This window comes from Acidovorax sp. SUPP950 (genome assembly GCF_030158935.1).
Taxonomy (GTDB): Bacteria; Pseudomonadota; Gammaproteobacteria; order Burkholderiales; family Burkholderiaceae_C; genus Paracidovorax.
This window is the reverse complement of sequence record NZ_BQXE01000003.1, coordinates 273,300-297,324: the sequence shown is the minus strand read 5'-3', so window position 1 is coordinate 297,324 and position 24,025 is coordinate 273,300. Positions and strand designations below refer to the sequence as shown.

Below are 24,025 nucleotides of genomic sequence, written 5' to 3'. Positions count from 1 at the left end.
GTGTAGCAATGTGCTTTGGGGCTCAGAACGCTTCGGTATCCACCTCGGCCTGTGCCTGGGGCGGGTAGCGGTCGCCCGCCATGGCGCGGTCATGCACGAGCGCATCGAGCCGCGCCAGCAGCTCGGGCGGCAGTCGCACCTCCGCCGCGCCCAGGTCGTCGCGCAGGTGCGCCACGCTCGTGGTGCCCGGAATCGGGATGATCTCCGGCCCCTGCGCCAGCAGCCAGGCCAGGGCCAGCTGCGCGGGCGTGCAGCCGGCCTCGCGGGCGAGGGCCTCGTAGGCGCCCAGCAGCCGCAGGTTGGCCGCGTAGGCCTCGGGCGCGAAGCGGGGCATCGTGCGGCGGATGTCGCCCGGCGCCAGCGTGGACACATCGCGCAGCGCGCCGCCCAGAAAGCCCCGCGCCAGCGGGCTGAACGCCACGAACGCCGTGCCCAGCTCGCGGCAGGCCTGCAGCACGGCGATCTCGGGGTTGCGCGTGCACAGCGAATATTCGGTCTGCAGCGCGGTGATGGGGTATTCGGCATGCGCGCGGCGCAGCGTGGCGTGGCGGCCGACACCTCCGACAGGCCCACGCCGCGGATCTTGCCCTCGCGCACCAGATCGCCCAGCGTGCCCACGCTGTCTTCGATGGGCACGCGCCGGTCCCAGCGGTGCAGGTAGTACAGGTCGATCACGTCCGTGCGCAGCCGGCGCAGGCTGGCCTCGCAGGTCGCGCGCAAGGTGGCGGGGCGGCCATCGATCACGCGCACCAGCTTACCGTCGCCGTTGGCGTCCACGCCCTGCATGCCGCACTTGCTCGCCAGCGTGATGCGCTGGCGGTGCGGCGCGAGGATCTCGCCCACCAGTGTCTCGTTGGCCCCGAAGCCATAGAGCGCCGCGGTGTCGAACAGCGTCACGCCCTCGTCGAGCGCGGTGAGCAGCACCCGCTCGGCCTGCTCGCGCGAGGCCGGTACGCCGTAGGCATGGCTGAGGTTCATGCAGCCCAGGCCGATGGGGTGGACTTGGAAGGGGCCGAGGGAGCGGGGGGTGGTGGGCATCGAATGGCGCTGGTGTGCGAAGCGGAAGGTGGCGTGACGGTAGCGGCCGGGCAGGCACCAGTCAATACACGATGCGCGCCACCGCACGCAGCGCCTCGGGCGTGGCGCCGCCCCAGCCGAAGAACTCCAGGTACGCGGGAATCATCTCGAACAGCATGTCGGTGCCCTGCTGCACCGGGCAGCCCCGGGCCATCGCGGCCTGCAGCAGCGGGGTGTGGGCCTGCGCCATCACCACCTCGCCCACGAAGGTGCCGGGGGCGATGCGGTCCACGTCGAAGGGAAGGGGGTCGTCCTCGCGCATGCCCAGGGGCGTGGCGTTCACGACCAGGTCGAAGCCGGCGGGGTCGTTGCGGCCCACCGCCGTGCGCAGGGCGGGGTAGTGCTGCCGCAGCCGGTCGGCCAGCGCCTGCGCGCGGTGGCCGTCCACGTCGAACAGGGCCAGCTCGGACACCCCCGCAGCCGCCAGCGAGGCGGCGATGGCCGACCCGACCCCGCCGCTGCCGGACACCAGCGCGCGCCGGCCCGCCAGGGCCAGGCCCTTGCGCTGCACGCCGCGCACGAAGCCGGCGCCGTCGAACTGGTCGCCCAGCAACGTGCCGTCGGGTCGGCGCACGATGGCATTGCAGGCCCCGGCGATGCGCGCCGTGGGCGTGAGCGCATCCACCAGCGCCAGCGTGCTCACCTTGTGCGGCATGGTCACCAGCGCGCCGTGCCAGTTGGTCATGCGGCGCAGCACCTGCAGGGTGGCGGGGTAGTCCTCGGCCTGCACGCCCATGGGCACCACCAGGGCGTTGATGCCCTGCTGCGCGAACCACGGGTTGTAGATCATCGGGGCCTTGAAGGCCTCGGTCGGGTAGCCCAGGTGGGCGATCAGGCGGGTGCTGCCGTTGATGGTTTGCTGCTGCATGGGGAACGATGGTGGGCCGATTGCCGTGGGTCTTTCAGCGGCCGCGCCCGTGGCTGCGCAGGGCTTCCTGGCGGGCCTGTTCGTAGGCGGCTTCGGACAGGGGCTGGGCATCGGGCTGGCCCAGGTCCTGCGTGGGAATGCGGAAGGTCTCGCGCGCCGACCACGCGGCCAGCGCCGCGATGGCCGTCACGCCGAACGCGATCGCGCCCACGGTGGCCGGCACGTTGGTGGAGCCGGGCGGCGCCACGGCGGCGAACAGCGCGGGCAGCAGGGCCGCGAGCGTGGTGCCCACGTTCTGCGAGATGGCCATCGAGGTCACGCGGGTGCGGGCCGGGAACAGCTCGGGGTAGAAGCTCGGGAACACCGCGTTGTAGCCCTGGTACACCACGCCCCACATGAGCAGCGACATGCCGATCGCCATCGGCACGTGGTGGATGCTGATGGCATACAGGTACAGGAACGCCAGCAGCCCCGACAGCAGCGCGCCCACGATGATCGGCGGGCGCCGGCCGATGCGGTCCGACAGGTTGCCCACGTGCGGGATCACGAGCACCGCGACGATGTTGCCCAGCACCGGAATCCACAGGTACACGCTCTTGTCGAAGCCCACGCCATAGCCCGGCTGCACGGCATAGGCCGCGCCGAACACCGTCGCCACCACCGGAATCACGTTCATGAGCGCCATGCACACCACGCGCAGCATGTTCGGCCCGTTCTCCTGGAACGCCTGCACGATGGGTGCGCGCGGCACGGCGCCCTGCCGGCGCTCGGCGGTGAACACGGGGGTTTCCTGCACTTCGCGGCGGATGTAGTAGCCCACCAGGATGACGATGAAGCTCAGCAGGAACGGCACGCGCCAGCCCCAGGTGTTGAACTGCTCGGCCGGCAGGAAATACGCCAGCGGCAGGAACACCGCCGCCGCCAGCACCTGCCCTGCCTGCACGCCCTGCAGCGCGAAGCTGGCATAAAAGCCCCGCCGCCCGGTCGGCGCGTGCTCCAGGATCATCGAGCTGGCCCCCGAGATCTCGCCGGCCACCGCGAAGCCCTGGATCAGGCGCAGCACCACGAGCATCGCCGGGGCCAGCAGGCCGGCCTGCGCATAGGTGGGCAGCAGGCCCACGGCCAGGGTGGAAAAGCCCATCAGGAACATGCACAGCACCAGTACCTGCTTGCGGCCATGGGTGTCGCCCCAGTGGCCGAGCACCAGGGCACCGATGGGCCGGGCCACGTAGCCCACGCCGTAGGTGGCGAGCGAGGCCACGATGGCCGCCGTCGGGTTGCCTGCGGGAAAGAAGATCTGCGGAAAGATCAGCGACGCGGCGGTGGCGTAGATGAAGAAGTCGTAGTACTCCAGCACCGAGCCGATCCAGCCACTGGCGGTGGCCTTGCGCGTTTGCTGTAAGCCGCTGTCGGCGGCGTGGTGGTCTGGCATGGGTTTGTCTCCCCTGTTGGAATGGTTGGATGGACGCAAAAGCCTGCGTTGGGCGTTTGGCGGAGCATCTCATGCCTTGGGGTGCCTTTTGGCCATCCGTGCATGGCGGATGGCGCTGGCCGGCGGTGCATCAGGCCTTGCGTTCGAGCTCCCTGGCGTACCGGTGGCTGGCGATGCCCAGGACGATGCCGAAAACGATGAACCCCAGCCCGAAGGCATGGCCGAAACCGAACCATGGCCCTTTGCCGCTGCCGGAAAAGGCGATGAACAGGGCACCGGCAGCGATGAAGAACAGGGGCGCAAGGAAGCGGTTGCGCCGCTGCGCGGCCAGCACCACGCTGCTTTGCGCGACCTGCGAATCCAGCGTGCGCGCCTTGGTCTCGCAAGGGCCCTGGCTGCAGCAGATGGAATGGCCCAGGTCCTTGGCGCAGGCCGGGCAGACCCCCTTGTTGCAGGCGCGGCAGGTGCCCACGGCGTCGGCGCCCTGGTGTACGAAGCACTTCATGGATTCTCCGGGTGGTTGGTGGCCATCACGCGGACTTTAGCGTTGCAGGCGCGGCGGCCCCAGGCGTCATGCCCCATCGGCTGGAAGCGGCGGGGCGGCGTCGATGGGCGCCCAGCCCTCCACCGATTCCAGTGCCACCCGGGCGCACCGGGCCGTGGATCGGGCCGCAAAGGCCTGCTGGTACCGAAGGGTGGCCGCGTCCCATTGGAAGTCCTGCGCAAACCCCTTGGCCAGCACCTCCAGCCGGGCGATCTTCCACCCGTCCACGTCGATCAGCGCAGCGCAGGTGATGGGCCCTGCGGCGTAGTCGGTGGTCAGCCATTCCTGCGCGGCCAGAAAGCGCGAGTCGGGCGACCATTGGAGGGGCTGGCCGAAGATCCGGTGCGGGATGCCGCGGCCGTCGATCGACAGGCGAAAGTACTCCGGGCCGAACCGGATCTCGCCTTCGAAGCGCAGCGCCGCCCGGTGGGTTCCGTCCGGAGAACGTGCCATGTTTTGAATCGCTGCAAGGGGCCGGCCTTCGGCCGCCCGCGTCACAGCGCGAAGATCTTGCCCGGATTCAGGATGTTCTTCGGGTCCAGCGCGCGCTTGATGGCCCGCATCATGTCCACCGCGCCCGCGCCGGTCTCGTCCAGCAGGAAGCCCATCTTGTGCAGGCCCACGCCGTGCTCGCCCGTGCAGGTGCCGCCCAGGCGCAGGGCGCGGGCGACGAGCTGGTGGTTCAGGTCCTCGGCCTTCAGGCGCTCTTCGGCGCTTTCGGGGTCGATCAGGTAGCCGAAGTGGAAGTTGCCGTCGCCCACGTGGCCGACGAGGAAGTAGGGGATGCCGCTCGCGTCGGCCTCGGTCACCGAGTCGAGCAGGCAGTCGGCCAGGCGGCTGATGGGCACGCAGGTGTCGGTGCTGATGGCGCGGCAGCCAGGGCGGCTTTGCACCGCGGCGAAATAGGCGTTGTGCCGCGCGGTCCACAGGCGGGTGCGTTCCTCGGGGGTGGTGGCCCATTCGAACGCGTTGCCGCCAAACTCGGCCGCGATCTCCTGCACCACCTCGGCCTGCTCCTTCACGCCAGCCGGCGAGCCGTGGAATTCCATGAGCAGCATGGGCTCCTCGCGCAGGCCCAGCTTGCTGTGGGCGTTGACCATGCGCACGGTGTGCGCGTCGATCAGCTCCACGCGCGCGATCGGCACGCCCAGCTGGATGGTCTGGATGGTGGTGCGCACGGCGGCCTCGATGCTCGGGAACGAGCAGATGGCGGCCGACACGGCCTCGGGCAGCGGGTACAGGCGCACGGTGACCTCGGTGATCACGCCCAGCGTGCCTTCGCTGCCCACCAGGAGGCGGGTGAGGTCGTAGCCCGCCGCGCTCTTCTTGGCGCGTGTGCCGGTGCGGATGGCCTCGCCGCCGGCCGTGACCACTTCGAGGGCCAGCACGTTCTCGCGCATGGTGCCGTAGCGCACGGCATTGGTGCCGCTGGCGCGGGTGGCGCACATGCCGCCGATGCTGGCGTCCGCGCCGGGGTCGATGGGAAAGAACAGGCCCGTGTCCTTGATGGCATCGTTGAGCTGCTTGCGCGTGATGCCGGGCTGCACGGTCACGGTGAGGTCGTCGGCATCGACGCTGAGCACGCGGTTCATGCGGTTCACGTCGATGCTGATGCCGCCCTGCACGGCCAGCAGGTGGCCTTCGAGCGAGGAGCCCGCGCCGTACGGAATCACCGGCACGTCGTGCTGCGCGGCGAGCTTCACGGCGTCGGCCACGTCCTGCGTGGTTTCGGCGAACACCACGGCCGAGGGGGGCGGCGCCTTGAGCGAGCCCTCGTCGCGACCGTGCTGTTCACGCACCGCCTGTGCCGTGGAGCACTGCGCGCCGAAGCGGGCGGCCAGTGCGTCGAGCAGTGCCTGCGGAACGGGGCGCAGGTGGATTTCGGGAAGCAGGTGCTTGGCGGCGGCGGGGGCGTTCATGGCGTGTCTCCAGGCTGGAATGGGTGCGGCTTTTTCATTGTAGGCAGCCCGTCGCAGGCAGGGGATTGCCCGGGATTGACGGTCTCGCTGCCGCGTATTTACATTACGTTCGAAATGTATAACGTTTGCCGCCGATGATCCACCGCACGCCCCGCCGCACCCATGCCGAGCGCAGCGCCGCCACGCAGCAGCGCCTGATCGCCACGGCCATCGAGGTCATCCAGTCGCGCAGCTTCGAGGCCATGTCGATCCATGAACTGGCCCGCACGGCGGGAATGACGTCGGGGGCGGTGCAGCACCACTTCGAGTCGAAGGCCGCGCTGATGATGCGCGTGCTCGCCGAGCTGATCGCGGCGCAGGACCGCGAGGGCCTGCTGTGGCCCGCCGCATCGCTGCCGGCGCTGCAGCGCGCGCGGCATTTCGTGCGGTCCGCGTGGCACATCGTCTATGCCCAGCCGCGCTTCATGGCGGCGTGGAACATCTACCTGGGCAGCCGCAACCAGCCCGAGGTGGTGGCGCACATCGCCGCGCTGCGCCAGGACCTCAATGCGCGCATGCACACGGGGTTCTTCGAGGCGTTTCCCGAACTGGCGGGCGACCCGGAGCGCGAGGGGTTCGTGGGGCTGGTGTTCTCCACCCTGCGCGGCCTGGGCCTGCTGGAGATGTTCCGCCCCGCCGACGAAGCCGCCCATGCGCAGCTCGATTGCCTGGCCACGCTCATCGCGCAGCGCTGCGACGGCCTGGCCCGCGCGGGCGCTCCGGCATCGAAACCCCGACCCCGCGCCAGGCCCCCGCGCGCGGCATGACCGGCGCCGTGCCCTGGCCCGGGCACGTGCGCACCCCAGGGCACCCGGCATCCATCACGACAACAGGAGACACACCATGAACCCCCCTTGCACAGGCGCACGGCGCGCCCTGGCCGGCGCCGCGTTCGCGTCGCTGGCTTTCGCGGCCGGCGCCCAGCCCGCGGCCTACCCCGCCAAGCCGATCCAGCTCATCGCCCAGCAGCCGCCGGGCAGCGCGTCCGATGCGATGACGCGCGCCTGGGCCGACTGCGCCGCGCGCGAGATGGGCCAGCCCGTGGTGGTGCAGAACAAGCCGGGAGCCAACGGCATCCTGGCGGTCAATGCGCTCAAGTCCCAGCCGGCCGACGGCTACACGCTGATGACCATCGGCATGTCGCAGATGACCATCACGCCCTACGTCTACCGGCAGCCGCCCTACGACCCGCTGCACGACTTCGACAGCGTGGCGGTGCTGGGCAGCACGCCGCTGGTGCTGGCCGTGCCGGCGGGGCTGGGCATCACGCGGCTGGCGCAACTGGCGGACCAGGCCAGGGCCCACCCGGGCGGGCTCGATTTCGGCTCGCCCGGCAAGGGCAGCCCGGCGCATCTGCTGACGTCGGCGCTGCTCGACCGCATGGGTGTGTCCGGCACGCACGTGCCCTTCGTGGGCGAAGGCGCCGGCCTCACCGCCCTCATGGGCCAGCAGATCCAGGCGATGACGCTGGTCATCGGCACGGCCGCGCCGCATGCCAGGTCGGGCAAGCTCGTGCCGCTGGCGGTGTTCGCGCCGCAGCGATCGCCCCTGCTGCCGGATGTGCCCTCGATCGGCGAGGCCCTGCCGGCCGCCAAGGACCTGGCCCGCACCGCGTGGATCGCCGTGGTGGCCCGGGCCGGCACGCCGCCCGCGCTGCTGGGCACGCTGAACGCCGCGACCGAGAAATGCCGCAGCGGCGATGCGTCCTACCGCGCGCGGATGGAGGCCATGAACGTGACGCTGGCCGCGTCCGTCCCGGGGGATGCGCGCACCTGGGCGGCACGCGATACTTCGGTCTGGAAACCGTTGATCGACAAACTGGGATTGGCCACTGAATGACTCTGGATACCGTGCCGTGCGTGCACCTTTCCCACGGAGGTGGGCTGCAGGGGCGCCTTGACCATGGCGCCGCCGTGTTCCGCGGCGTGCCCTATGCGCAGGCCCCGCAAGGCGCACTGCGCTTTTTAGCCCCCCAGCCCGCCCCCGCCTGGTCGGGCCTGCGCGAGGCGATGGCTTTCGCGCCGGTGCCGCCCCAGTGGCCGCGCGGCGGCGGTGCCCGGGCCCGCCCGCTGGGCGGCCCGGACTGCCTGGCGGTGAACGTGTGGACCCCCGAGCCCCGCGCGGGTGCGAACCTGCCGGTGATGGTGTGGATTCCCGGCGGCGGCTTTCTGCGCGGCGGTGCGAGCGACCCGCTGTACGACGGCGCGTCGTTCGCTCGCAAGGGCATCGTGTTCGTCTCGCTGCAATACCGGCTGGGGGTGGACGGCTTCATGCACTTCGGTGGTGAGGCGCCCGCCAACCGGGGCCTGCTCGACCTGCTGGCCGCGTTGCACTGGGTGCGGGAGCACATCGCGGCCTTCGGCGGGGATGCCGGGCGCGTGACGGTGTTCGGCCAGTCGGCGGGCGCGGGCGCCATCGCCTGCCTGATGGGCATGCCGGCGGCGCAGGGCCTGTTCCAGCGCGCCATCCTGCAAAGCCCGAGCGTGGCCTGCCAGACCGTCGAAGAGGCCACCGTGGTGCGCACTGCCGTGGCGCAGCTGCTGGGCGTGGCCCCCACGCTCGCGGCGCTGGGCGCGGCGCCGCCGGCGGACGTGCTGTTCGCCGTGCACCGGCTGGCCGAGGACGCGGCCCTGCGCGACCAGCACGGCATCAGCCGCCGCAACGTGTTCCCGCTGCGCCCGGTGATCGACGGTCAGGTGCTCGCCCAGGCGCCGCTGGCAGCGCTGCAGCGCCAGTGGTCCGATCCGTCGCGGCCGCCGCTGCAGGTGCTGGTGGGCAGCAATGCCGAGGAGATGCGCCTGTACCACGTGCCCGGCGGCGCCATCGACCGCGTGACCGATGAACAGGTCACGGCCTTCATGCGGGACACGGGCCTGCCGCCCGCGGCGCGTGCGGCGTATGCGGCCCTGCCCGCGTGCGAGGGCGGCGCCCATGCGGGCGAGATGCTGTGCGCCATGCAGTCCGACTACTACTACCGCGTGCCGGCGCGCCGCATCGCGGCCCTGGCCGTCGCGAACCGGCTGCCGGTGCACCGGTACGAGCTGGAATGGCGCTCGCCGCAGTGCAGCGGGCAACTGGGCGCCGCGCACGGGGTGGACCTGCCGTTCGTCTTCGACCGCCTGGCCACGTCCACCGGGCGCGAGTTGACCGGCGATGCCCCGCCGCAGCCGCTGGCCGATGCCATGCACGGTGCGTGGGCGGACTTCGTGGTGCAGGGCGACCCCGGCTGGCCGGAGCACGGCCCCGGAACGCCCTGGATGCAGTTCTTCGACGACCTGGGCTGGTGCGGTCCGGCGCCGGCCTCCGCCACGCTGGACGCGTGGGACGGCGTGCTTTGAACTGACCGGATCCGGGGCGGCCCGCCAGTCGCCAAACTGGTGCATCTGGCTTGTATACCAGTTGGCACGGAACCTGCGTGGTTCCGTGGCAATGACCAGCGCCACCGAAATCAGCAACCGCATCATCGAAGCCGTGATGGCCCAGAAGCTCGCCCCCGGCGCGCGCCTGGGGGAGCAGCAACTCGCCATGCTGTTCGACTGCAGCCGCACCATCGTGCGCGAGGCGCTCACGCGGCTGTCCACGCGGGGCATCGTCACCGTCAGCGCGCGCCGTGGCTGGTACGTGATCGAGCCCTCCGAGGACGAAGCGCGCGAGGCCTTCGAGGCGCGCCGCGTCATCGAGCTGGGCCTGCTGCACCAGCTGAAGACGGTGGACAAGGCCGCGGTGCGCAAGCTGCGGGCCCATCTGCAGCGCGAGAAGGCGGCCCTGGCGGGCAGCGACGTGGGCGCGCGCAGCTTCCTGCTGGGCGACTTCCATGTGTGCCTGGCCGAGTGCCTGGGCAACGGCCTGCTGGCCGACACGCTGCGCGACTTCACCGCGCGCACCACGCTCATCGCCATGCTGTACCAGTCGTCGCACGACGCGGCGCAATCGTGCGAAGACCACGTGCGCATCGTCGAGGCACTGGAGGCGGGCGACATCGCCCGCGCCGAATCGCTGATGGCCGAGCACATCGGCTCGGTGCAGTCCGCCCTGCGGCTGCAGGCCAGCGCCGATCCGCTCGAACACCTTCGCAGCGCGCTGGCGCCCGTGCGCGCCGGCGCCGCCAGTGGCCCGGCCGCCCCTTCCGCTTCCCCTTCCCCCGCCGCGTCCCCGGGCGACGCATCCACCTACCTAGGAGCCTTGCTATGACCTTCGCCACCCGCTTTCTCTCCCGCCGCCTGGCCCTGGGCCTCGTGGCCGCCGCCGGCCTCGTGTGCGCCGTGGCGCCTGCACAGGCGCAGACCGCGCTGGACGACATCCTGAAGTCCAAGACGATCAAGATCGCCATCCCCACCGACTACCCGCCCTACGGCTTCGTCGGCACCGACCTCAAGCCCCAGGGCCTGGACATCGACATGGCCGAGCTCATCGCCGCCAAGCTGGGCGTGAAGGTGGAACTGGTCGCGGTCACCAGCGCCAACCGCATCGCCTACCTGCAGACCAAGAAGGCCGATCTCGTCATCTCCACGCTGGGCAAGAACCCCGAGCGCGAGAAGGTCATCGACTTCACCTCGGCCTATGCACCCTTCTACCAGGCCGTGTTCGGGCCCAAGTCCCTCACGGCCAAGGCCTGGAGCGACCTGGCTGGCAAGAGCGTGGCGGTCACGCGCGGCGCCATGGAAGACCAGGAACTCGCCAAGGTCGCCCCGCCCAGCATCGACGTGAAGCGCTTCGAGGACAACAACGCCACCATCGCCGCCTTCGTGGCCGGCCAGACGCAGTTCGTGGCCACCAGCGCCTCGGTGGCGGGCAACATGATGCAGAAGAACCCGCAGCTGCAGGCCGAGTACAAGCTGCTGCTCAAGGACAGCCCGTGCTTCATCGGCCTGCCCAAGGGCGAGGCCGCGCTGATGGCCAAGGTCAATGAAATCATCGCCGGCGCCAAGAAGAGTGGCGAGTTGGACACCATGGCCAAGAAGTGGCTGGGCCGCCCCGCCGGCGACCTGCCGGTCTGAGCCCCTTCGCGCCGCCCGCATCCCCTGACCCGTTGACCTGATCGGCTGCCCATGCGCATCGAGTTCGACTTCATGGCCGTGCTGTCGCAGTGGCCGCTGCTGGCCACGGGCGTGGCCTGGACCCTGGCCCTCACCGCCGTGGCGACCGTGGTGGGCATGGCGGTGGGCATCGCCTGCGCCTGGGCACGGTCCCAGGGGCCGGCGGCGCTGCGCTGGCCCGTGGCGGCCTATGTGGAGCTGGTCCGCAACACGCCCTTCATCGTGCAGCTGTTCTTCATCTTCTTCGGGTTGCCCGCCGCGGGCCTGAAGCTCTCGCCGGAGGCGGCCTCGTTCATCGCCATGGTGATGAACCTGGGGGCCTACTCGACCGAGATCGTCCGCGCCGGCATCCAGGCCACGCCGCGCGGCCAGATCGAGGCGGCGGTGAGCCTGGCGCTGTCGCGGGTGCAGGTCTTCACGCGCGTGGTGCTGCCGCCCGCGCTCAAGAAGGTGTGGCCGGCCATGGTGAGCCAGATCGTCATCGTGATGCTGGGCTCGGCGGTGTGCAGCCAGATCTCGGTGCAGGACCTGAGCTACGCCGCCAACCTGATCCAGAGCCGCAACTTCCGCGCCTTCGAATCGTTCATCGTGGCCACGGGCATCTACCTCGTGCTCTCGATCGCGCTGCGCCGGCTGCTGCACTGGGTGGGCCCGCGCTTTCTCTTCGGCCGCTGAGCCATGGCCCGGGCATTTTTATAGGAACGCGAGATGGTCGATTTCACCTTCTGGGACATCCTGCGCAACCTGCTGCTGGCCGCGCGCTGGACCGTCGTGCTTTCGCTGATCGCCTTCGTCGGCGGCGGCCTGGTGGGCGGGCTGCTGCTCGTGGCCCGGCTCACCGGCGGCCGCGTGGCCGAGCGTGCCGTGGGCGTTTACGTGCAGGTCTTCCAGGGCACGCCGCTGCTGATGCAGCTGTTCCTGTCGTACTTCGGCCTGGCACTGCTCGGGCTCAACGTGTCGGCCTGGACCTCGGCCGCCGTGGCGCTCACGCTCTACACCAGCGCCTTCCTGGTGGAGATCTGGCGCGGCTGCGTGGCCGCCGTGCCCAAGGGCCAGTGGGAGGCCTCGGGCAGCCTGGCCCTGTCGTTCGGCGAGCAGATGCGCCACGTGATCCTGCCGCAGGCCGTGCGCATCGCCACGGCGCCCACGGTGGGCTTTCTGGTGCAGGTGGTCAAGGGCACGGCGCTGGCCTCGGTGATCGGCTTCGTGGAGCTGACCAAGGCCGGGGGAATGATCGCCAACACCACCTTCAAGCCGTTCGCCGTCTTCGCCTGCGTGGCGCTCGTCTATTTCGCGCTGTGCTTTCCCGTGAGCCTGTATGCGCAACACCTCGAAAGGAAGTTCCATGGCCGCCGCTGAAACCCTGGCCGACGCGCCCGCCGTGGCGCCTGCCGTGTCCGCACCGCCGGGCCGCCCCATCGTGCAGGTCACCGCGCTGCGCAAGTCCTACGGCACCAACGAGGTGCTCAAGGGCATCGATCTCACGGTGCAGCCCGGCGAGGTGATCGCCATCATCGGCAAGAGCGGCTCGGGCAAGAGCACGCTGCTGCGCTGCATCAACGGCCTGGAAACCTTCCAGGACGGCGCGCTCACGGTGGACGGCAAGCCGCTGCTGCACGACAGCGCCATGGCCATGCGCGAGCTGCGCCAGCGCGTGGGCATGATCTTCCAGAACTTCAATCTCTTTCCGCACCTCTCGGTGGGCCGCAACGTCATGCTGGCGCCCACGCTGGTCAAGCAGCGCTCGCAAAAGGACGCGGCCGCACAGGCGGCCCGGCTGCTGCAGCGCGTGGGCCTGGGTGAGAAATTCGACGCCATGCCCGACCAGCTGTCGGGCGGGCAGCAGCAGCGCGTGGCCATCGCCCGCGCGCTGGCCATGGAGCCGGCCGTGCTCCTGTGCGACGAGATCACCTCGGCCCTCGACCCCGAACTGGTGGGCGAGGTGCTGCGCGTCGTGGAGTCGCTGGCCCGCGAGGGCATGACCCTGCTGATGGTCACGCACGAAATGGCCTTCGCCCGCAAGGTGAGCAACCGCGTGATCTTCATGCACCAGGGCCGCGTGCACGAGATGGACCCGCCGCAGGATCTGTTCGGCAACCCGCAGACGCCGGAACTGCGGCAGTTCCTGTCGTCCCTCAAGGATTGAGCCGCCCTCGCCGGCAGCCCCCCCAATGGCGGCGGGCCGTCCGTGCCCGCGCACGCATCAAGGCCCGCATGCCTCCTCAGCATGCGGGCCCGTCGGGGTGGAGTGGAGTTCGTGTGGTAGTTGCTCCGGGCGGCGTCAGGAGTGGGCGCCGGCCTCGAATTCCGAGCGCGACAGGGCACCGTTATGGTCCTTGTCGAGCTCCTTGAAACGGTTGCCGATGGCGGGCAGGCGAGCGGCCTCTGCCAGGGTCAGCTGTCCGTTCTTGTCGCTGTCAACGCGATCGAATGCGCTGGAAGTTTGTGCGGCGGGCTGCGAGCCGCCGAAGGTGGCGCCCTTGGCGCCGGAATGCAGGCCCATGGAGGTGCCCGACGCGGTCTGGGGAGGTTGGTTGGACGGGGAGGTGAGGGTCGGGGAAGGTGTTTGTGCATGCACTGCGGCACCTCCCAGGGTGATCGCCGCGAACAGCATCACGCTGCGGCTGTCGAAAGGAAGGGTGCGTCGTTGCTGAGCTGCCATGGGTTCACGCTCCGTGAAAGTTGAACAGGATTGCATTGCACCGCAACCTGCGGTGCCCGGCCAGTGATTTTGCCCGCTGTTGCCCTGATACACATTTGCCTGCCGGTTGTAACGCACAATGCCCGCGGCCGCCTCCAGCGCGGCTTGCAACGCACAAGGAGCAGCCCATGGGCAACCGACTGACACAGATCGCCACGCGCACCGGAGACGACGGCACCACGGGCCTGGGCGACAACACCCGCGTCTCCAAGGACAGCCCGCGCCCGCATGCCATGGGCGATGTGGACGAACTCAATTCGCACATCGGCCTGCTGCTGTGCGAGCCGTTGCCGGCCGAGGTGCGCACGCTGCTGTCGGACGTGCAGCACCAGCTGTTCAATCTGGGCGGCGAGCTGTCCATCCCCGGCTTCGAGCTGCTCAAGGACGAGGCGCTCGCGCAGCTCGACGAAGCCCTGGCCACCCACAATGCAGCGCTGCCGCGGCTGGCCGAATTCATCCTGCCCGCCGGCACGCGCGCCGCGGCGCAGGCCCATGTGTGCCGCACCGTCGCCCGCCGCGCCGAGCGCGCGGTGGTGGCGCTTGGCGCGGCCGAGCCGGTGCGCGATGCGCCGCGGCGCTACCTCAACCGGCTGTCGGACCTGATGTTCGTGCTGGCGCGCGTGCTCAACCGCCTGGATGGCGGCGACGATGTGTACTGGAAGAGCGAGCGCCTGGCGCGCTCGGAGTCCGGCGCGGCCTGACTGGCACCGCCGCCGGCCTGAAATCCGCCGCCACGGCGGTCAGCGCGGCGCCAGCATGGCGATGGTCAGGCGCGACACGCAGGTCAGCTCGCCTTCGTCGTTGACCATGTCGATCTGCCATACCTGCGTGGTGCGGCCGATGTGCACGGGCCTGGCGGTGCCGGTCACCCAGCCGCTGCGGGCCGAGCGCAGGTGGTTGGCGTTGATGTCCAGGCCCACGGCATGCCAGCCCTCGGGCGAGGCGTACACCGCGCCCACGGAGCCGAGTGTTTCGGCCAGCACCACGCTCACGCCCCCGTGCAGCAGCCCGAAGGGCTGCTTGGTGCGCGCATCGACGGGCACGCGGGCGCGCAGGAAATCTTCGCCGATCTCGGTGAACTCGATGCCGAGGTGGGACACGGCGGTGCCTTCGTTGCCGGCTTGCACGGTGGGCAGGTCGATGGGGCGCTTCCAGATGGGCATGGGGACTCCTTGCGTTGGTGGGTGGGGCCCGCCCGCCGCGGGCGGCCGGGAAAGTGGCCCGGATTATCCGGCGCCCTGGCCGCGGCAGGAGTCGCTCAGGCGCGCATGGTCCCCGTGCGCACGTAGCGCTCGTGCCAGGACAGCGCCTCACCCAGCAGGTGGGGCGTGTGGCGGCCGCAGCCGCTGGCCTCGGCGCGGGCCACGTAGTCGCGCAGCGCGGGGCGGAAGTCCGGGTGCGCGCAACGCTCGATCACCACGCGCGAACGCTGCGAGGGCGAGAGCCCGCGCAGGTCGGCCAGGCCCTGCTCGGTCACGATCACCTGCACGTCGTGCTCGGTATGGTCCACGTGCGAGGCCATGGGCACGATGCACGAGATGGCGCCGCCCTTGGCCAGCGACGGCGTGAGGAACATCGACAGGTAGGCGTTGCGCGCATAGTCGCCCGAGCCGCCGATGCCGTTCATGATGGACGAGCCCATCACGTGCGTGGAGTTCACGTTGCCGTAGATATCGGCCTCGATCATGCCGTTCATCGAGATCAGGCCCAGGCGGCGGATCAGCTCTGGGTGGTTGCTGATCTCCTGGGGGCGCAGAACGATGCGCTCGCGGTAGAAGTCGATGTGGCGGTTGAATTCCTCGGTGGCCGCCGGGCTGAGCGACAGCGCCGTGGCCGAGGCGCTGTCGAGCTTGCCCGAGCGCAGCATGTCCAGCATGCCGTCCTGCAGCACCTCGGTGTAGGCCGTCATGTGGTCGAACGGCCCGGCGTTCAGGCCGGCCAGCACGGCGTTGGCGATGTTGCCCACGCCGGACTGCAGCGGCAGCAGGCCGGGCGGCAGGCGGCCCCGCGCCACCTCGTGCTGCAGGAACTCGATGATGTGGCCGGCGATGCGCTGGGAGGTGTCGTCCGGCGCGGCATAGGCCGAGTTGCGGTCCGGTGCGTGCGTGGCCACCACGGCGACCACCTTGGCCGGGTCGCAGCGCAGGTAGGGCTCGCCGATGCGGTCGGCCGGGCGCACCAGCGGGATCGGCACGCGGTTGGGCGGCAGGTCGGTGCCGTAGTAGATGTCGTGCATGCCCTCCAGGCCCTCGGGCTGCCAGCTGTTGACCTCCAGGATGATGCGGTCCGCCTGGTCCAGCCAGGTCTTGTTGTTGCCCACCGACGACGAGGGGATCAGCCGGCCGTCGGGCAGCACGCCGGCCACCTCGATCACCGCCACGTCCAGCTTGCCCCACAAGCCGAACCACACGTAGGGCGCCACGTGCGACAGGTGGGCGTCCACGTACTGCATCTGGCCGGCATTGATCTGCTGGCGGCAGGTGGGGTCGGACTGGTAGGGCATGCGCATGCTGATGCCCCCCACCTTGGCCAGCGCGCCGTCCAGCTCCGGCGCGGTGGAGGCCCCCGTCCACAGCCCGATGCGAAAGGCCTCGCCGGCCGCGTGCAGCCCTTCGATGCGGCGGGCCAGCGCCGCCGGCACGGCCTTGGGATAGCCCGCGCCGGTGAAGCCGCTCATGCCCACGCGCGCGCCGTCGGGAATCAGCTCGGCGGCCTGTTCGGCCGACAGTGTGCGTTCGCGCAGCAGGGGGTTGAGAACGCGGCTGGGTGGGGTCATGGAAGGGGCTTTCTGCGCAAGGAGGGGCGGCCACAAGGGGCCGCAAAGGCTGCGCGAAATCTTAGCAGCCGCCTGTGTCATGCCTCAGGGTTTACCCGAGCGCCAAAGCGGTCCCGGTCACTTTGGAATGCACCCGCGGCGACCGGCGGTACGATCGATGCCACCCATGTCCACGACATCCCTTTGCCCCTCCTGCCGGCAGCCCGCCGAGTCCCATCGCTTCCGCTCGCACGGCAGCGAGACCATCGAGCTGGACCTGTGTTTCGCCTGCCAGGGCCTGTGGTTCGACCCGCGGGAGAACACGCGCCTGGCCCCGGCCGGGGTGGTGGCGCTGTTCGAGCTGTTGCACCAGCACCGCGGGGATGCGCGCCACCCGGTGGCCCAGCGGCTGCAATGCCCGCACTGCCCGCGCGCGCTGGAGCCCGGCTTCGACGTGGTCAAGGGCGGGCGGTACAAGACCTTCCGCTGCCCCGCGGGGCACGGCCGGTTCAGCACCTTCGGCTCGCTCATGGTGGAAAAGGGGTTCGTGCGGCACCTGTCGGTGGCGGAGATCGACGCGCTGGCCGAGCGCGTGGGCACCATCCAGTGCACCAGTTGCGGCGGCACGGTGGACATCCGCAACGACCACGCCTGCCCCTATTGCCGCTCGGCCCTGTCGCTGCTGGACCCGCAGGCCGTGGACCGGGCATTGGACCGCCACGCCAGCGCGGCGCGGGCCGCACCGGCTGCCGCCGCGCCCGGGCCCTCCGACGTGGCCGATGCGCTGGTGGCCCTGGAGCGCGTGCGTTCGCGCGAGCGGCGCGAGATGGAGCGGGAGCGGCTGACCGGCGCGGGCGAAGGCTTCGATCTGCTGGCCGCGGGGCTGGAACTGGTCTGGACGCTGGTGCGGCGCTGAGGCCGCACCGGCGGCCCGGCGCCCGCTGCGGCAGGGGTCAGCGCCGGCGGTTCAGCAGCGCGTAGAGGCCGATGGCGCCGAAGGTGGCGGTGCCGATGCCGCCCAGCGCGAAGTCGCCGAACTTCAGCGTGAAGTCCCCCGTGCCGATGATGAGCGTGATGGCCGCCACGATGAGGTTCTTGTTGTCCGAGAAGTCCACCCGGTTGTCCACCCAGATCTTGGCGCCGGCCACGGCGATGAGGCCGAACACGACGATGGAGACGCCGCCCATCACCGGCAGCGGAATCGCCTGGATCAGCGCGCCGAACTTCGGGCTAAAGCCCAGCAGCAGCGCGATCAGCCCCGCCACCAGGAACACGGCGGTGGAGTAGATCTTGGTGGCGGCCATCACGCCGATGTTCTCGGCATAGGTGGTCACGCCCGTGCCGCCCGCGCTGCCGCTCACCATGGTGGCGATGCCGTCGCCGATGAAGGCGCGGCCCATGTAGCGGTCCAGGTTCTGGCCCGTCATGGCCGTCACGGCCTTGATGTGGCCCAGGTTCTCGGCCACCAGGATGACGGCCACGGGCGCGATCAGCAGCATGGCCGGGCCGCTGAACACCGGCGCCGTGAATTGCGGCAGGCCCAGCCAGGGGGCGGAGGCCAGGGCCGACAGGTCGATCGGCTTGCCCCAGCCCAGCAGGTTGGTGAACACGGCATAGACCCCGCTGGCGGCGATCAGCCCCAGCAGGATCAGCAGGCGCTGCGCCATGCCCCGCGTGAGCACGGCCACCAGGCCCACGCACACGAAGGTGACCGCCTGCATCCAGCTCTCGAAGTTGTTGGCCGCCATGTTCTTGATGGGAATGCCGGCCAGGTTCAGCCCGATCACCGCCACCACCGCACCGGTCACCACGGGGGGCATGAAACGCTCGATCCAGCCGGTGCCGACGGCCTGCACCAGCGCGCCGATCAGGGTGTAGACCAGGCCGCACGCGACGATGCCGCCCAGCGCCACGGCCATGTTGGCGTTGGGGCCCTGGCCGGCGTAGCCCGATGCGGCCACGACCACGCCGATGAAGGCGAAGCTGGAGCCCAGGTAGCTCGGCACCCGCCCGCCGGTGATGAGAAAGAAGATCAGCGTGCCCAGCCCGCTCATCAGGATGGCCACGTTGGGATCGAACCCCATCAGGATGGGCGCGAGCACCGTGGCGCCGAACATCGCGATCACGTGCTGCACGCCCATCACGGCCGTCTGCCCCCAGGGCAGGCGTTCGTCGGGGGCGACGACGGCGCCCTGGGCGGCGGTGGTCACCCGCCAGCGGGGAAAGTAGGGGGAAGTCACGGGAAGGTCTCCTGAAAGGGTATGGGCACCGCGGCGTGCGGGTGCCATCTGGATGGGGGAACGGCCGGTGGCGCGTGGGCGAGTTTAGGGTCAATGCCCGCCCGTCCCGCCGAGGACCGGGTACCGCGTTTCGGCCCCTGGGCCCACAGCCACGTAGGACAGAGCCGACCTGCCGCAGCCGGCCCCTGCGATAACGTAGCCCTTCGGTACCGCAGCACCGTCCCGCCCCCCCCGCCTGGGCTCTTCATACCCTCTCGAACCTTTCTGACGCACATGCCGCGCCACCGCTTCCGCTGGATTGCCCTGGGCGCCACTGCCGTGGCGATGGCGTGCGCGGGCGCCCTGGCGATCTGGTGGCCGTCCGAGGCCGAGCTGGCCCGCCGCGCGGGCGATGCCGCGACCGAGCGGCTGGGCGTGCCGGTCAAGGTCGGCCAGTTGCACTGGTCGCTGTTTCCTTCGCCGCGCGTGGAACTGCGCGACGTGCGCACCGAACAGGAGGCCCCCTTGAGCGCCGAGCGCCTGTCGGCCGGCGTGCGCTGGGGCGACCTGCTGCACCGGCGCCTGGCGCTGACCGACCTGCAGCTGGAGAACGCCACCATTCCCCAGGCCTCGCTCTCGGAGTTCCAGGTGCGGCCCACCGATGGCGACGCCGGGTCTTCCCTGCCGTTCACCCTGGCCCCCGTCCCGGTGGAGCGGGCCGACTGGCAGGGCGTGCGCTGGATCGGCCGCAACGGCCGCACGCTCGTCTATGCCGGCAGCGCCGAATTCGACACCGCATGGCGGCCCCGCCAGGCCTGGCTGGAGCGCACCGGCGCACCCGTGCCCACGCGCATGGCCCTCGCACGCGAGGGCACCGAGGACCGCTGGCGGGCCGACGTGTCCGCCGGCGGGCGCACCGAGCAGGGCACCCTGCGCCTGCAGGAGATCAACGGCCGCTACCGCGTCACGGGTGCCATCGACTTCACCGGCGTCGATGTGGAGGGCGTCATGGCCGCCTTCGAGCGCCGCGCCGTGGTGGCCGGCAAGGCCAGCGGCCACACCGACCTGATCGCCGAAGGCGCCGACCCGGCCGAGGCGGTGCAGGCCCTGCACACCCGCACCCGTTTCACCGTGGCTCGCGCCCGCCTGCTCACCTTCGACCTGGAGCGGGCCGTGAAGACCGTGGGCACCCAGCGCGGCGGCACCACGCAGCTCGACAGCCTGGAAGGCGTGGTGCGCACCGAGGCGGACCGCGGCGGCACCATCGTGCGCTACAGCGACCTCAAGGCGACCTCCGGCGTGCTCACGGCCACGGGCGACGCGGTGCTGCAGAACCGGCGGGTGAGCGGCCACGTGGCCGTGGACCTGGTGGATGGCGTGGTGGGCATTCCACTCGAATTCGGCGGCACCATGGACGACACCACGCTGACCCTTCCGCCGGCCGCGCTGGCCGGGGCGGCCGTGGGCACGGCCGTGGCGCCGGGCGTCGGCACGGCCATTGGCGCCCGCATCGGTGAAACCCTGCGCCGCATCTTCGGTGGCGACGAACCGGAGGTGCCGCCCCCCAAACGCCCGGCTGCGCGCCACTGAGCGCGCCCGGAACCCCGCCACCAGGGCTGGATCTTCTTTTTTCGGTGCGGCATGGATAACCCCATTGAAAATGCCGGTCACCGCAATAAATACTAGGGCATATCGCTATGAATTCAGGAGCAAAACAGCAAGAAGGAGCTTTCGTATGACGGGTCGCAATCCGGCCCCGCCGGGTGTTGGGCGGGTCGCTTTCGATCGATAGGAAACCGTGCCATGTCCAGCGGCATCCCCACCCACCCCCCTTCGTTTCTCGCCTCCGGCGGCGAGATGGCGCAACGCATCGCCCGACATGACTGGGCCGCCACGCCCCTCGGGCCCCTGGCCGCCTGGCCGGCCCCCATGCAATGGGCCATCTCCACCATGCTGCACGCCGCCGTGCCCATGGCCACGCTGTGGGGCGAGTCCGGCGTGCTGCTCTACAACGACGCCTATGCGGCCTTCTCGGGTCAGCGCCATCCGCAGCTCCTGGGCTGCAACATCGGCGATGCCTGGCCCGAGGCGGAGCAGTTCAACCGCCACGTCGTGAAGACCGTCCTGGCCGGCGGCACCCTGAGCTACCGCGACCAGCCCTTCGTACTGAACCTCAACGGGCGTGCCGAGCCGGTGTGGATCAACCTCGACTACTCGCCGTTGCTCGACGGGAGCGGACGCCCCGCGGGCGTGCTCGCGCTGGTGGTGGACACCACCGCCAAGGTCCAGGCCGAGCGCCAGCTCAAGGGCGAGCGTGAACGCTTCGCCCATCTGTTCGAGCAGTCGCCCAGCTTCATGGCCATGCTGGAGGGCCCCGAGCACCGCATCGTGCTGGCCAACCCCGGTTACCTGCGGCTCGTGGGTGATCGGCCGCTGCTGGGCCTGACCGTGGCGCAGGCGCTTCCGGATGCGACCACGCAGGGCTACGTCGAGCTGCTGGACCGGGTCTATGGCAGCGGAGAAGCCCTGACGGCGCATGCCGCCCGCTACGTCCGCCAGGCCGAGCAGGGCGGGCCGGTGCACGAGCTGTACGTGGACTTCGTCTTCCAGCCGATCCGCGATGCCGCGGGCGCGGTGACCGGCATTTTCGTGGAGGGCGTGGACATCACCGAGCGCATGGCGGCCGAGGCGCGGCGCGAGGCGCTGGCACGGTTTTCCGACCAGCTGCGGTCGCTGGACAGCGTGGACGCCGTCTGCCTGGCCGCGGCCGAAACCCTGGGCCGCACCCTGAAGGTCAGCCGCGCGGGCTATGGCGCGGTGGATGCCGCCGCGCAGGCCGTGCACGTGCACCACGACTGGATGGCGCCCGGCTGCGATCCGCTCGCGCCGGTGCTGCACCTGCCCGATTTCGGCGGCTTCCTGGACGACCTGGCGCGCGACGAATCCGTGTGCGTGGCCGACGTGCGCGGCGACGCCCGCACCCGCGATCGGGCCCCGGCGCTGGAGGGCCTGTGCGCCCGCGCCTTCATGAACATGCCGGTGGTGGAGCACGGCCAGCTGGTGGCCATGCTGTTCGCCCACCACGAGCACGTGCGCGAGTGGACGGGCGAGGAGATCGCGTTCATGCGCGAGGTGGCCGCCCGCACGCGCACCGCCGCCGAGCGCGCACGCACCGAGGCCCAGCTGCGCGAGGTCAACGAGTCGCTGGAGCAGGCGGTGGCGCAGCGCACCCACGAGCTGATGGAGGTCGAGGCCAAGTACCGCCAGGCGCAGAAGATGGAGGCCATCGGCCAGCTGACCGGCGGCATCGCGCACGACTTCAACAACCTGCTGGGCGCCATGAGCGCCAGCCTGCAGGTGCTGGAAAAGCGCATCGCGCTGAAGAAGTTCGACAACGCCGAGCGCTACATCGGCATGGCGCAGGCCTCGGTGCGCCGCGCCGCGTCCCTCACCCAGCGCCTGCTGGCCTTCTCGCGCCGCCAGACGCTGGATCCCAAGCCGGTGGACGTCAACCGGCTCATCGGCAGCATCGAGGAGATGGTGCGCCGCACGGTGGGCCCGGGCGTGGAGGTGGAGGTCGTCGGCGCGGGGGGGCTGTGGCTCACCCGGGTCGATCCGTCGCAGCTGGAGAACGCGGTGCTCAACCTGTGCATCAACGCGCGCGACGCCATGTCGCCCCACGGCGGGCGGCTGACCATCGAGACCGCCAACAAGTGGCTGGACGATCGCGCCGCCACCGAACGCGAGCTGGCGCCGGGCCAGTACATCTCGGTGTGCGTGACCGATACCGGCGCGGGCATGGCGCCCGACGTGGCCGCGCGCGCGTTCGACCCCTTCTTCACCACCAAGCCCATGGGGCAGGGCACGGGCCTGGGCCTGTCGATGGTGTACGGATTCGTGCGCCAGTCGGGCGGGCAGGTGCGCATCTATTCGGTGCCCGGCGAGGGCACCACCATGTGCCTGTACCTGCCGCGCTACCTGGGCGACGCCGATGCCGAGGTGCCCGAGCTGCCGGCCATCGACGGCCACCGCGGCGAGGGCGAGGTGGTGCTGGTCATCGAGGACGAGTCCATCATCCGCGGGCTCATCGCCGAAGAGCTGGAAAACCTGGGCTACCGGGTCGTCTCGGTGGGCGACGGGCCGGCCGGCCTGCACGTGCTGCAGTCCGGGCGCCGCGTGGACCTGCTGCTCACCGACGTGGGGCTGCCCGGCGGCCTGAACGGCCGCCAGGTGGCCGATGCCGCCCGGGTGACGCGCCCCGGCCTCAAGGTGCTGTTCATCACCGGCTATGCCGAGAATGCGGCCGTGGGCAACGGCCTGCTGGAATACGGCATGGAGGTGATCACCAAGCCCTTCGACGTGGGCGCGCTGGCCGCCAAGGTGCGGGAGATGATCGAGCGCTGAAGGGCCCGCGCCCCGCGCGCTCTTGTTTCAGGGGCGGACCCGCTGGGTGGCGTGCGTGAAGAACGTGTTGCCGCCCGAGGTCTTGAACTCGCTGAACTCGCGCGACGGCGCACCCGAGCCGGCGGTGCGCCAGCCGAAGAGCCCGGTCGGGCTGGGGTCGGGCGCAAGGCCCTCCGTCGCCACCTCGAGCGCCGCGTTGTAGAAGGCCGTGTACTGGGTGTTCCAGCGCAGGTTGGTGGCGTCGTTGACGAGTGCCAGCACCCCGTTGATCACCTTTTCCTGGCCGCCGCCCAGCCGGGGATACTGGTCGAATCCCTTGAACTGCACGCCATGGGCGCTGGCGCGCACGATGTCCGTCAGGCTGCGCGCATTGGGAGCGCCGAAGTCCTGCGGCTTGCCCGAAGCGAGCCGGTTGTGGAGCACGCGTCGCATCATGCGCATGCCCTGCTTGGCGTCCTCGATGTCCTTCACGCCGGTGTCGCGCCACGTCTGTGGCGCCGGGGCCTCGGCCAAAAACAGGCGCATCAGCATGCCGGCCTCGGAGGCGGCATCGGGCAGCGACACCGGCTTTCGGATCGTGATGCTGACCAGCGGCGGGGTGATCGTCAGCAGCGGCGCGCCCGCGCCCTGCTGCACCTGGATGGCCAGCTTGGCATTGCCCTCGCGCAGGGCGGTGACCACGAAGGCCCACGAGTCGGCGCGGCTGTTGTGGGTGCTGCTCACCTCCAGCAGGTTGGGGATGTCGCTCACGGCGACGAGCTTCTGGCGCTTGTCGATGGCCTCGAGCTTGACGCGCAGCTTGTTGCCCACCACCAGGGTCAATACGCTGGGCACCGGGTCGTTGTAGGCGAACTTCAGGAGGGCATTGGGCATGGCAAAGGGCTCGGATCGGAAGAGAGAGAAATAAAGGAAGAAAGGGGCTGCGGCAGGCCCGCAGGCCGGTGCCTCGGGCCTCCACACGGAATGCGCCGCGAAGTGGCAAGAGGGACGAGAAAAGGGAAGGGGAACGGGGCAGGGCCGAGACGCCTGGA

At 70.5% G+C, this 24,025-nt stretch carries 22 protein-coding genes and 1 pseudogene; 12 read left to right on the top strand and 11 right to left on the bottom strand.

The window, feature by feature from the left end:
• Positions 1-22 precede the first annotated feature (22 nt).
• From AVME950_RS15155 to AVME950_RS15130, 6 genes and pseudogenes are all read right to left on the bottom strand, one after another.
• A pseudogene (locus AVME950_RS15155) lies at positions 23-1,038 on the bottom strand (aldo/keto reductase).
• Positions 1,039-1,099: 61 nt separating this feature from the next.
• Positions 1,100-1,945, bottom strand: coding sequence for a shikimate dehydrogenase family protein (locus tag AVME950_RS15150; RefSeq protein ID WP_284430449.1), 846 nt, complete (start codon positions 1,943-1,945; stop codon positions 1,100-1,102).
• A 34-nt stretch (positions 1,946-1,979) separates the two neighbouring features.
• Positions 1,980-3,377 carry an MFS transporter gene (locus AVME950_RS15145; RefSeq protein WP_284430448.1) on the bottom strand — a complete coding sequence of 466 codons (1,398 nt, stop codon included), beginning with the start codon at positions 3,375-3,377 and terminating at the stop codon, positions 1,980-1,982.
• A 130-nt stretch (positions 3,378-3,507) separates the two neighbouring features.
• On the bottom strand, positions 3,508-3,882 hold the full coding sequence (locus AVME950_RS15140) for a DUF485 domain-containing protein (protein WP_284430447.1): 375 nt from the start codon (positions 3,880-3,882) through the stop codon (positions 3,508-3,510).
• Between the two features lie 66 nt (positions 3,883-3,948).
• Positions 3,949-4,374, bottom strand: coding sequence for a hypothetical protein (locus AVME950_RS15135; RefSeq protein WP_284430446.1), 426 nt, complete (start codon positions 4,372-4,374; stop codon positions 3,949-3,951).
• A 41-nt stretch (positions 4,375-4,415) separates the two neighbouring features.
• Positions 4,416-5,840, bottom strand: coding sequence for an FAD-binding oxidoreductase (locus AVME950_RS15130; RefSeq protein WP_284405607.1), 1,425 nt, complete (start codon positions 5,838-5,840; stop codon positions 4,416-4,418).
• A gap of 134 nt (positions 5,841-5,974) precedes the next feature.
• Here AVME950_RS15130 and AVME950_RS15125 point away from each other — a divergent pair, with 134 nt between their 5' ends.
• The 8 genes from AVME950_RS15125 (at position 5,975) to AVME950_RS15090 (ending at position 13,061) form a co-directional block, all read left to right on the top strand.
• Positions 5,975-6,646, top strand: a complete 672-nt coding sequence (locus tag AVME950_RS15125) for a TetR/AcrR family transcriptional regulator (RefSeq protein WP_284430445.1) — start codon at positions 5,975-5,977, stop codon at positions 6,644-6,646.
• A gap of 76 nt (positions 6,647-6,722) precedes the next feature.
• Positions 6,723-7,718 carry a Bug family tripartite tricarboxylate transporter substrate binding protein gene (locus AVME950_RS15120; RefSeq protein WP_284430444.1) on the top strand — a complete coding sequence of 332 codons (996 nt, stop codon included), beginning with the start codon at positions 6,723-6,725 and terminating at the stop codon, positions 7,716-7,718.
• Positions 7,715-9,217: a carboxylesterase/lipase family protein gene (locus AVME950_RS15115; RefSeq protein ID WP_284430443.1), complete on the top strand. Its 1,503-nt coding sequence runs from the start codon at positions 7,715-7,717 to the stop codon at positions 9,215-9,217. The genes AVME950_RS15120 and AVME950_RS15115 overlap by 4 nt, the downstream gene beginning before the upstream one ends.
• A gap of 91 nt (positions 9,218-9,308) precedes the next feature.
• Positions 9,309-10,070 (top strand): GntR family transcriptional regulator, encoded by a 762-nt coding sequence (locus tag AVME950_RS15110; RefSeq protein ID WP_284397649.1) that lies wholly within the window; start codon positions 9,309-9,311, stop codon positions 10,068-10,070.
• Positions 10,067-10,876, top strand: a complete 810-nt coding sequence (locus AVME950_RS15105; RefSeq protein ID WP_272566205.1) for a transporter substrate-binding domain-containing protein — start codon at positions 10,067-10,069, stop codon at positions 10,874-10,876. The genes AVME950_RS15110 and AVME950_RS15105 overlap by 4 nt, the downstream gene beginning before the upstream one ends.
• A gap of 51 nt (positions 10,877-10,927) precedes the next feature.
• Positions 10,928-11,590: an amino acid ABC transporter permease gene (locus AVME950_RS15100; RefSeq protein WP_284397113.1), complete on the top strand. Its 663-nt coding sequence runs from the start codon at positions 10,928-10,930 to the stop codon at positions 11,588-11,590.
• A 33-nt stretch (positions 11,591-11,623) separates the two neighbouring features.
• Complete coding sequence (locus AVME950_RS15095; protein WP_272566202.1) at positions 11,624-12,274, top strand: amino acid ABC transporter permease; 651 nt, start codon at positions 11,624-11,626, stop codon at positions 12,272-12,274.
• On the top strand, positions 12,261-13,061 hold the full coding sequence (locus tag AVME950_RS15090) for an amino acid ABC transporter ATP-binding protein (protein ID WP_284430442.1): 801 nt from the start codon (positions 12,261-12,263) through the stop codon (positions 13,059-13,061). The genes AVME950_RS15095 and AVME950_RS15090 overlap by 14 nt, the downstream gene beginning before the upstream one ends.
• Positions 13,062-13,196: 135 nt before the next feature.
• On the opposite strand, the gene AVME950_RS15085 is transcribed toward AVME950_RS15090, so the two are convergent.
• Complete coding sequence (locus AVME950_RS15085) at positions 13,197-13,577, bottom strand: EF-hand domain-containing protein (RefSeq protein WP_284430441.1); 381 nt, start codon at positions 13,575-13,577, stop codon at positions 13,197-13,199.
• 167 nt (positions 13,578-13,744) lie between these two features.
• Here AVME950_RS15085 and AVME950_RS15080 point away from each other — a divergent pair, with 167 nt between their 5' ends.
• Positions 13,745-14,317 carry a cob(I)yrinic acid a,c-diamide adenosyltransferase gene (locus tag AVME950_RS15080; protein ID WP_284425189.1) on the top strand — a complete coding sequence of 191 codons (573 nt, stop codon included), beginning with the start codon at positions 13,745-13,747 and terminating at the stop codon, positions 14,315-14,317.
• A gap of 39 nt (positions 14,318-14,356) precedes the next feature.
• Here AVME950_RS15080 and AVME950_RS15075 read toward each other — a convergent pair whose 3' ends face one another.
• Positions 14,357-14,779 (bottom strand): hotdog fold thioesterase, encoded by a 423-nt coding sequence (locus AVME950_RS15075; RefSeq protein WP_284430440.1) that lies wholly within the window; start codon positions 14,777-14,779, stop codon positions 14,357-14,359.
• A gap of 95 nt (positions 14,780-14,874) precedes the next feature.
• A complete protein-coding gene (gene scpC / locus AVME950_RS15070) occupies positions 14,875-16,392 on the bottom strand; it encodes a succinyl-CoA:acetate CoA-transferase ScpC (protein ID WP_284430439.1) in 1,518 nt (505 codons plus the stop codon).
• 166 nt (positions 16,393-16,558) lie between these two features.
• Here scpC and AVME950_RS15065 point away from each other — a divergent pair, with 166 nt between their 5' ends.
• Complete coding sequence (locus AVME950_RS15065; protein ID WP_284430438.1) at positions 16,559-17,287, top strand: TFIIB-type zinc ribbon-containing protein; 729 nt, start codon at positions 16,559-16,561, stop codon at positions 17,285-17,287.
• Positions 17,288-17,324: 37 nt separating this feature from the next.
• On the opposite strand, the gene AVME950_RS15060 is transcribed toward AVME950_RS15065, so the two are convergent.
• Entirely contained in the window at positions 17,325-18,611 is a 1,287-nt protein-coding gene (locus tag AVME950_RS15060) for a solute carrier family 23 protein (RefSeq protein ID WP_284430437.1), read from the bottom strand.
• 273 nt (positions 18,612-18,884) lie between these two features.
• Here AVME950_RS15060 and AVME950_RS15055 point away from each other — a divergent pair, with 273 nt between their 5' ends.
• Positions 18,885-20,180 carry an AsmA family protein gene (locus AVME950_RS15055; protein ID WP_284430436.1) on the top strand — a complete coding sequence of 432 codons (1,296 nt, stop codon included), beginning with the start codon at positions 18,885-18,887 and terminating at the stop codon, positions 20,178-20,180.
• Positions 20,181-20,393: 213 nt separating this feature from the next.
• Complete coding sequence (locus AVME950_RS15050) at positions 20,394-22,994, top strand: ATP-binding protein (protein WP_284430435.1); 2,601 nt, start codon at positions 20,394-20,396, stop codon at positions 22,992-22,994.
• A 27-nt stretch (positions 22,995-23,021) separates the two neighbouring features.
• Here AVME950_RS15050 and AVME950_RS15045 read toward each other — a convergent pair whose 3' ends face one another.
• A complete protein-coding gene (locus tag AVME950_RS15045) occupies positions 23,022-23,867 on the bottom strand; it encodes a hypothetical protein (protein ID WP_284397084.1) in 846 nt (281 codons plus the stop codon).
• Positions 23,868-24,025: the final 158 nt, after the last annotated feature.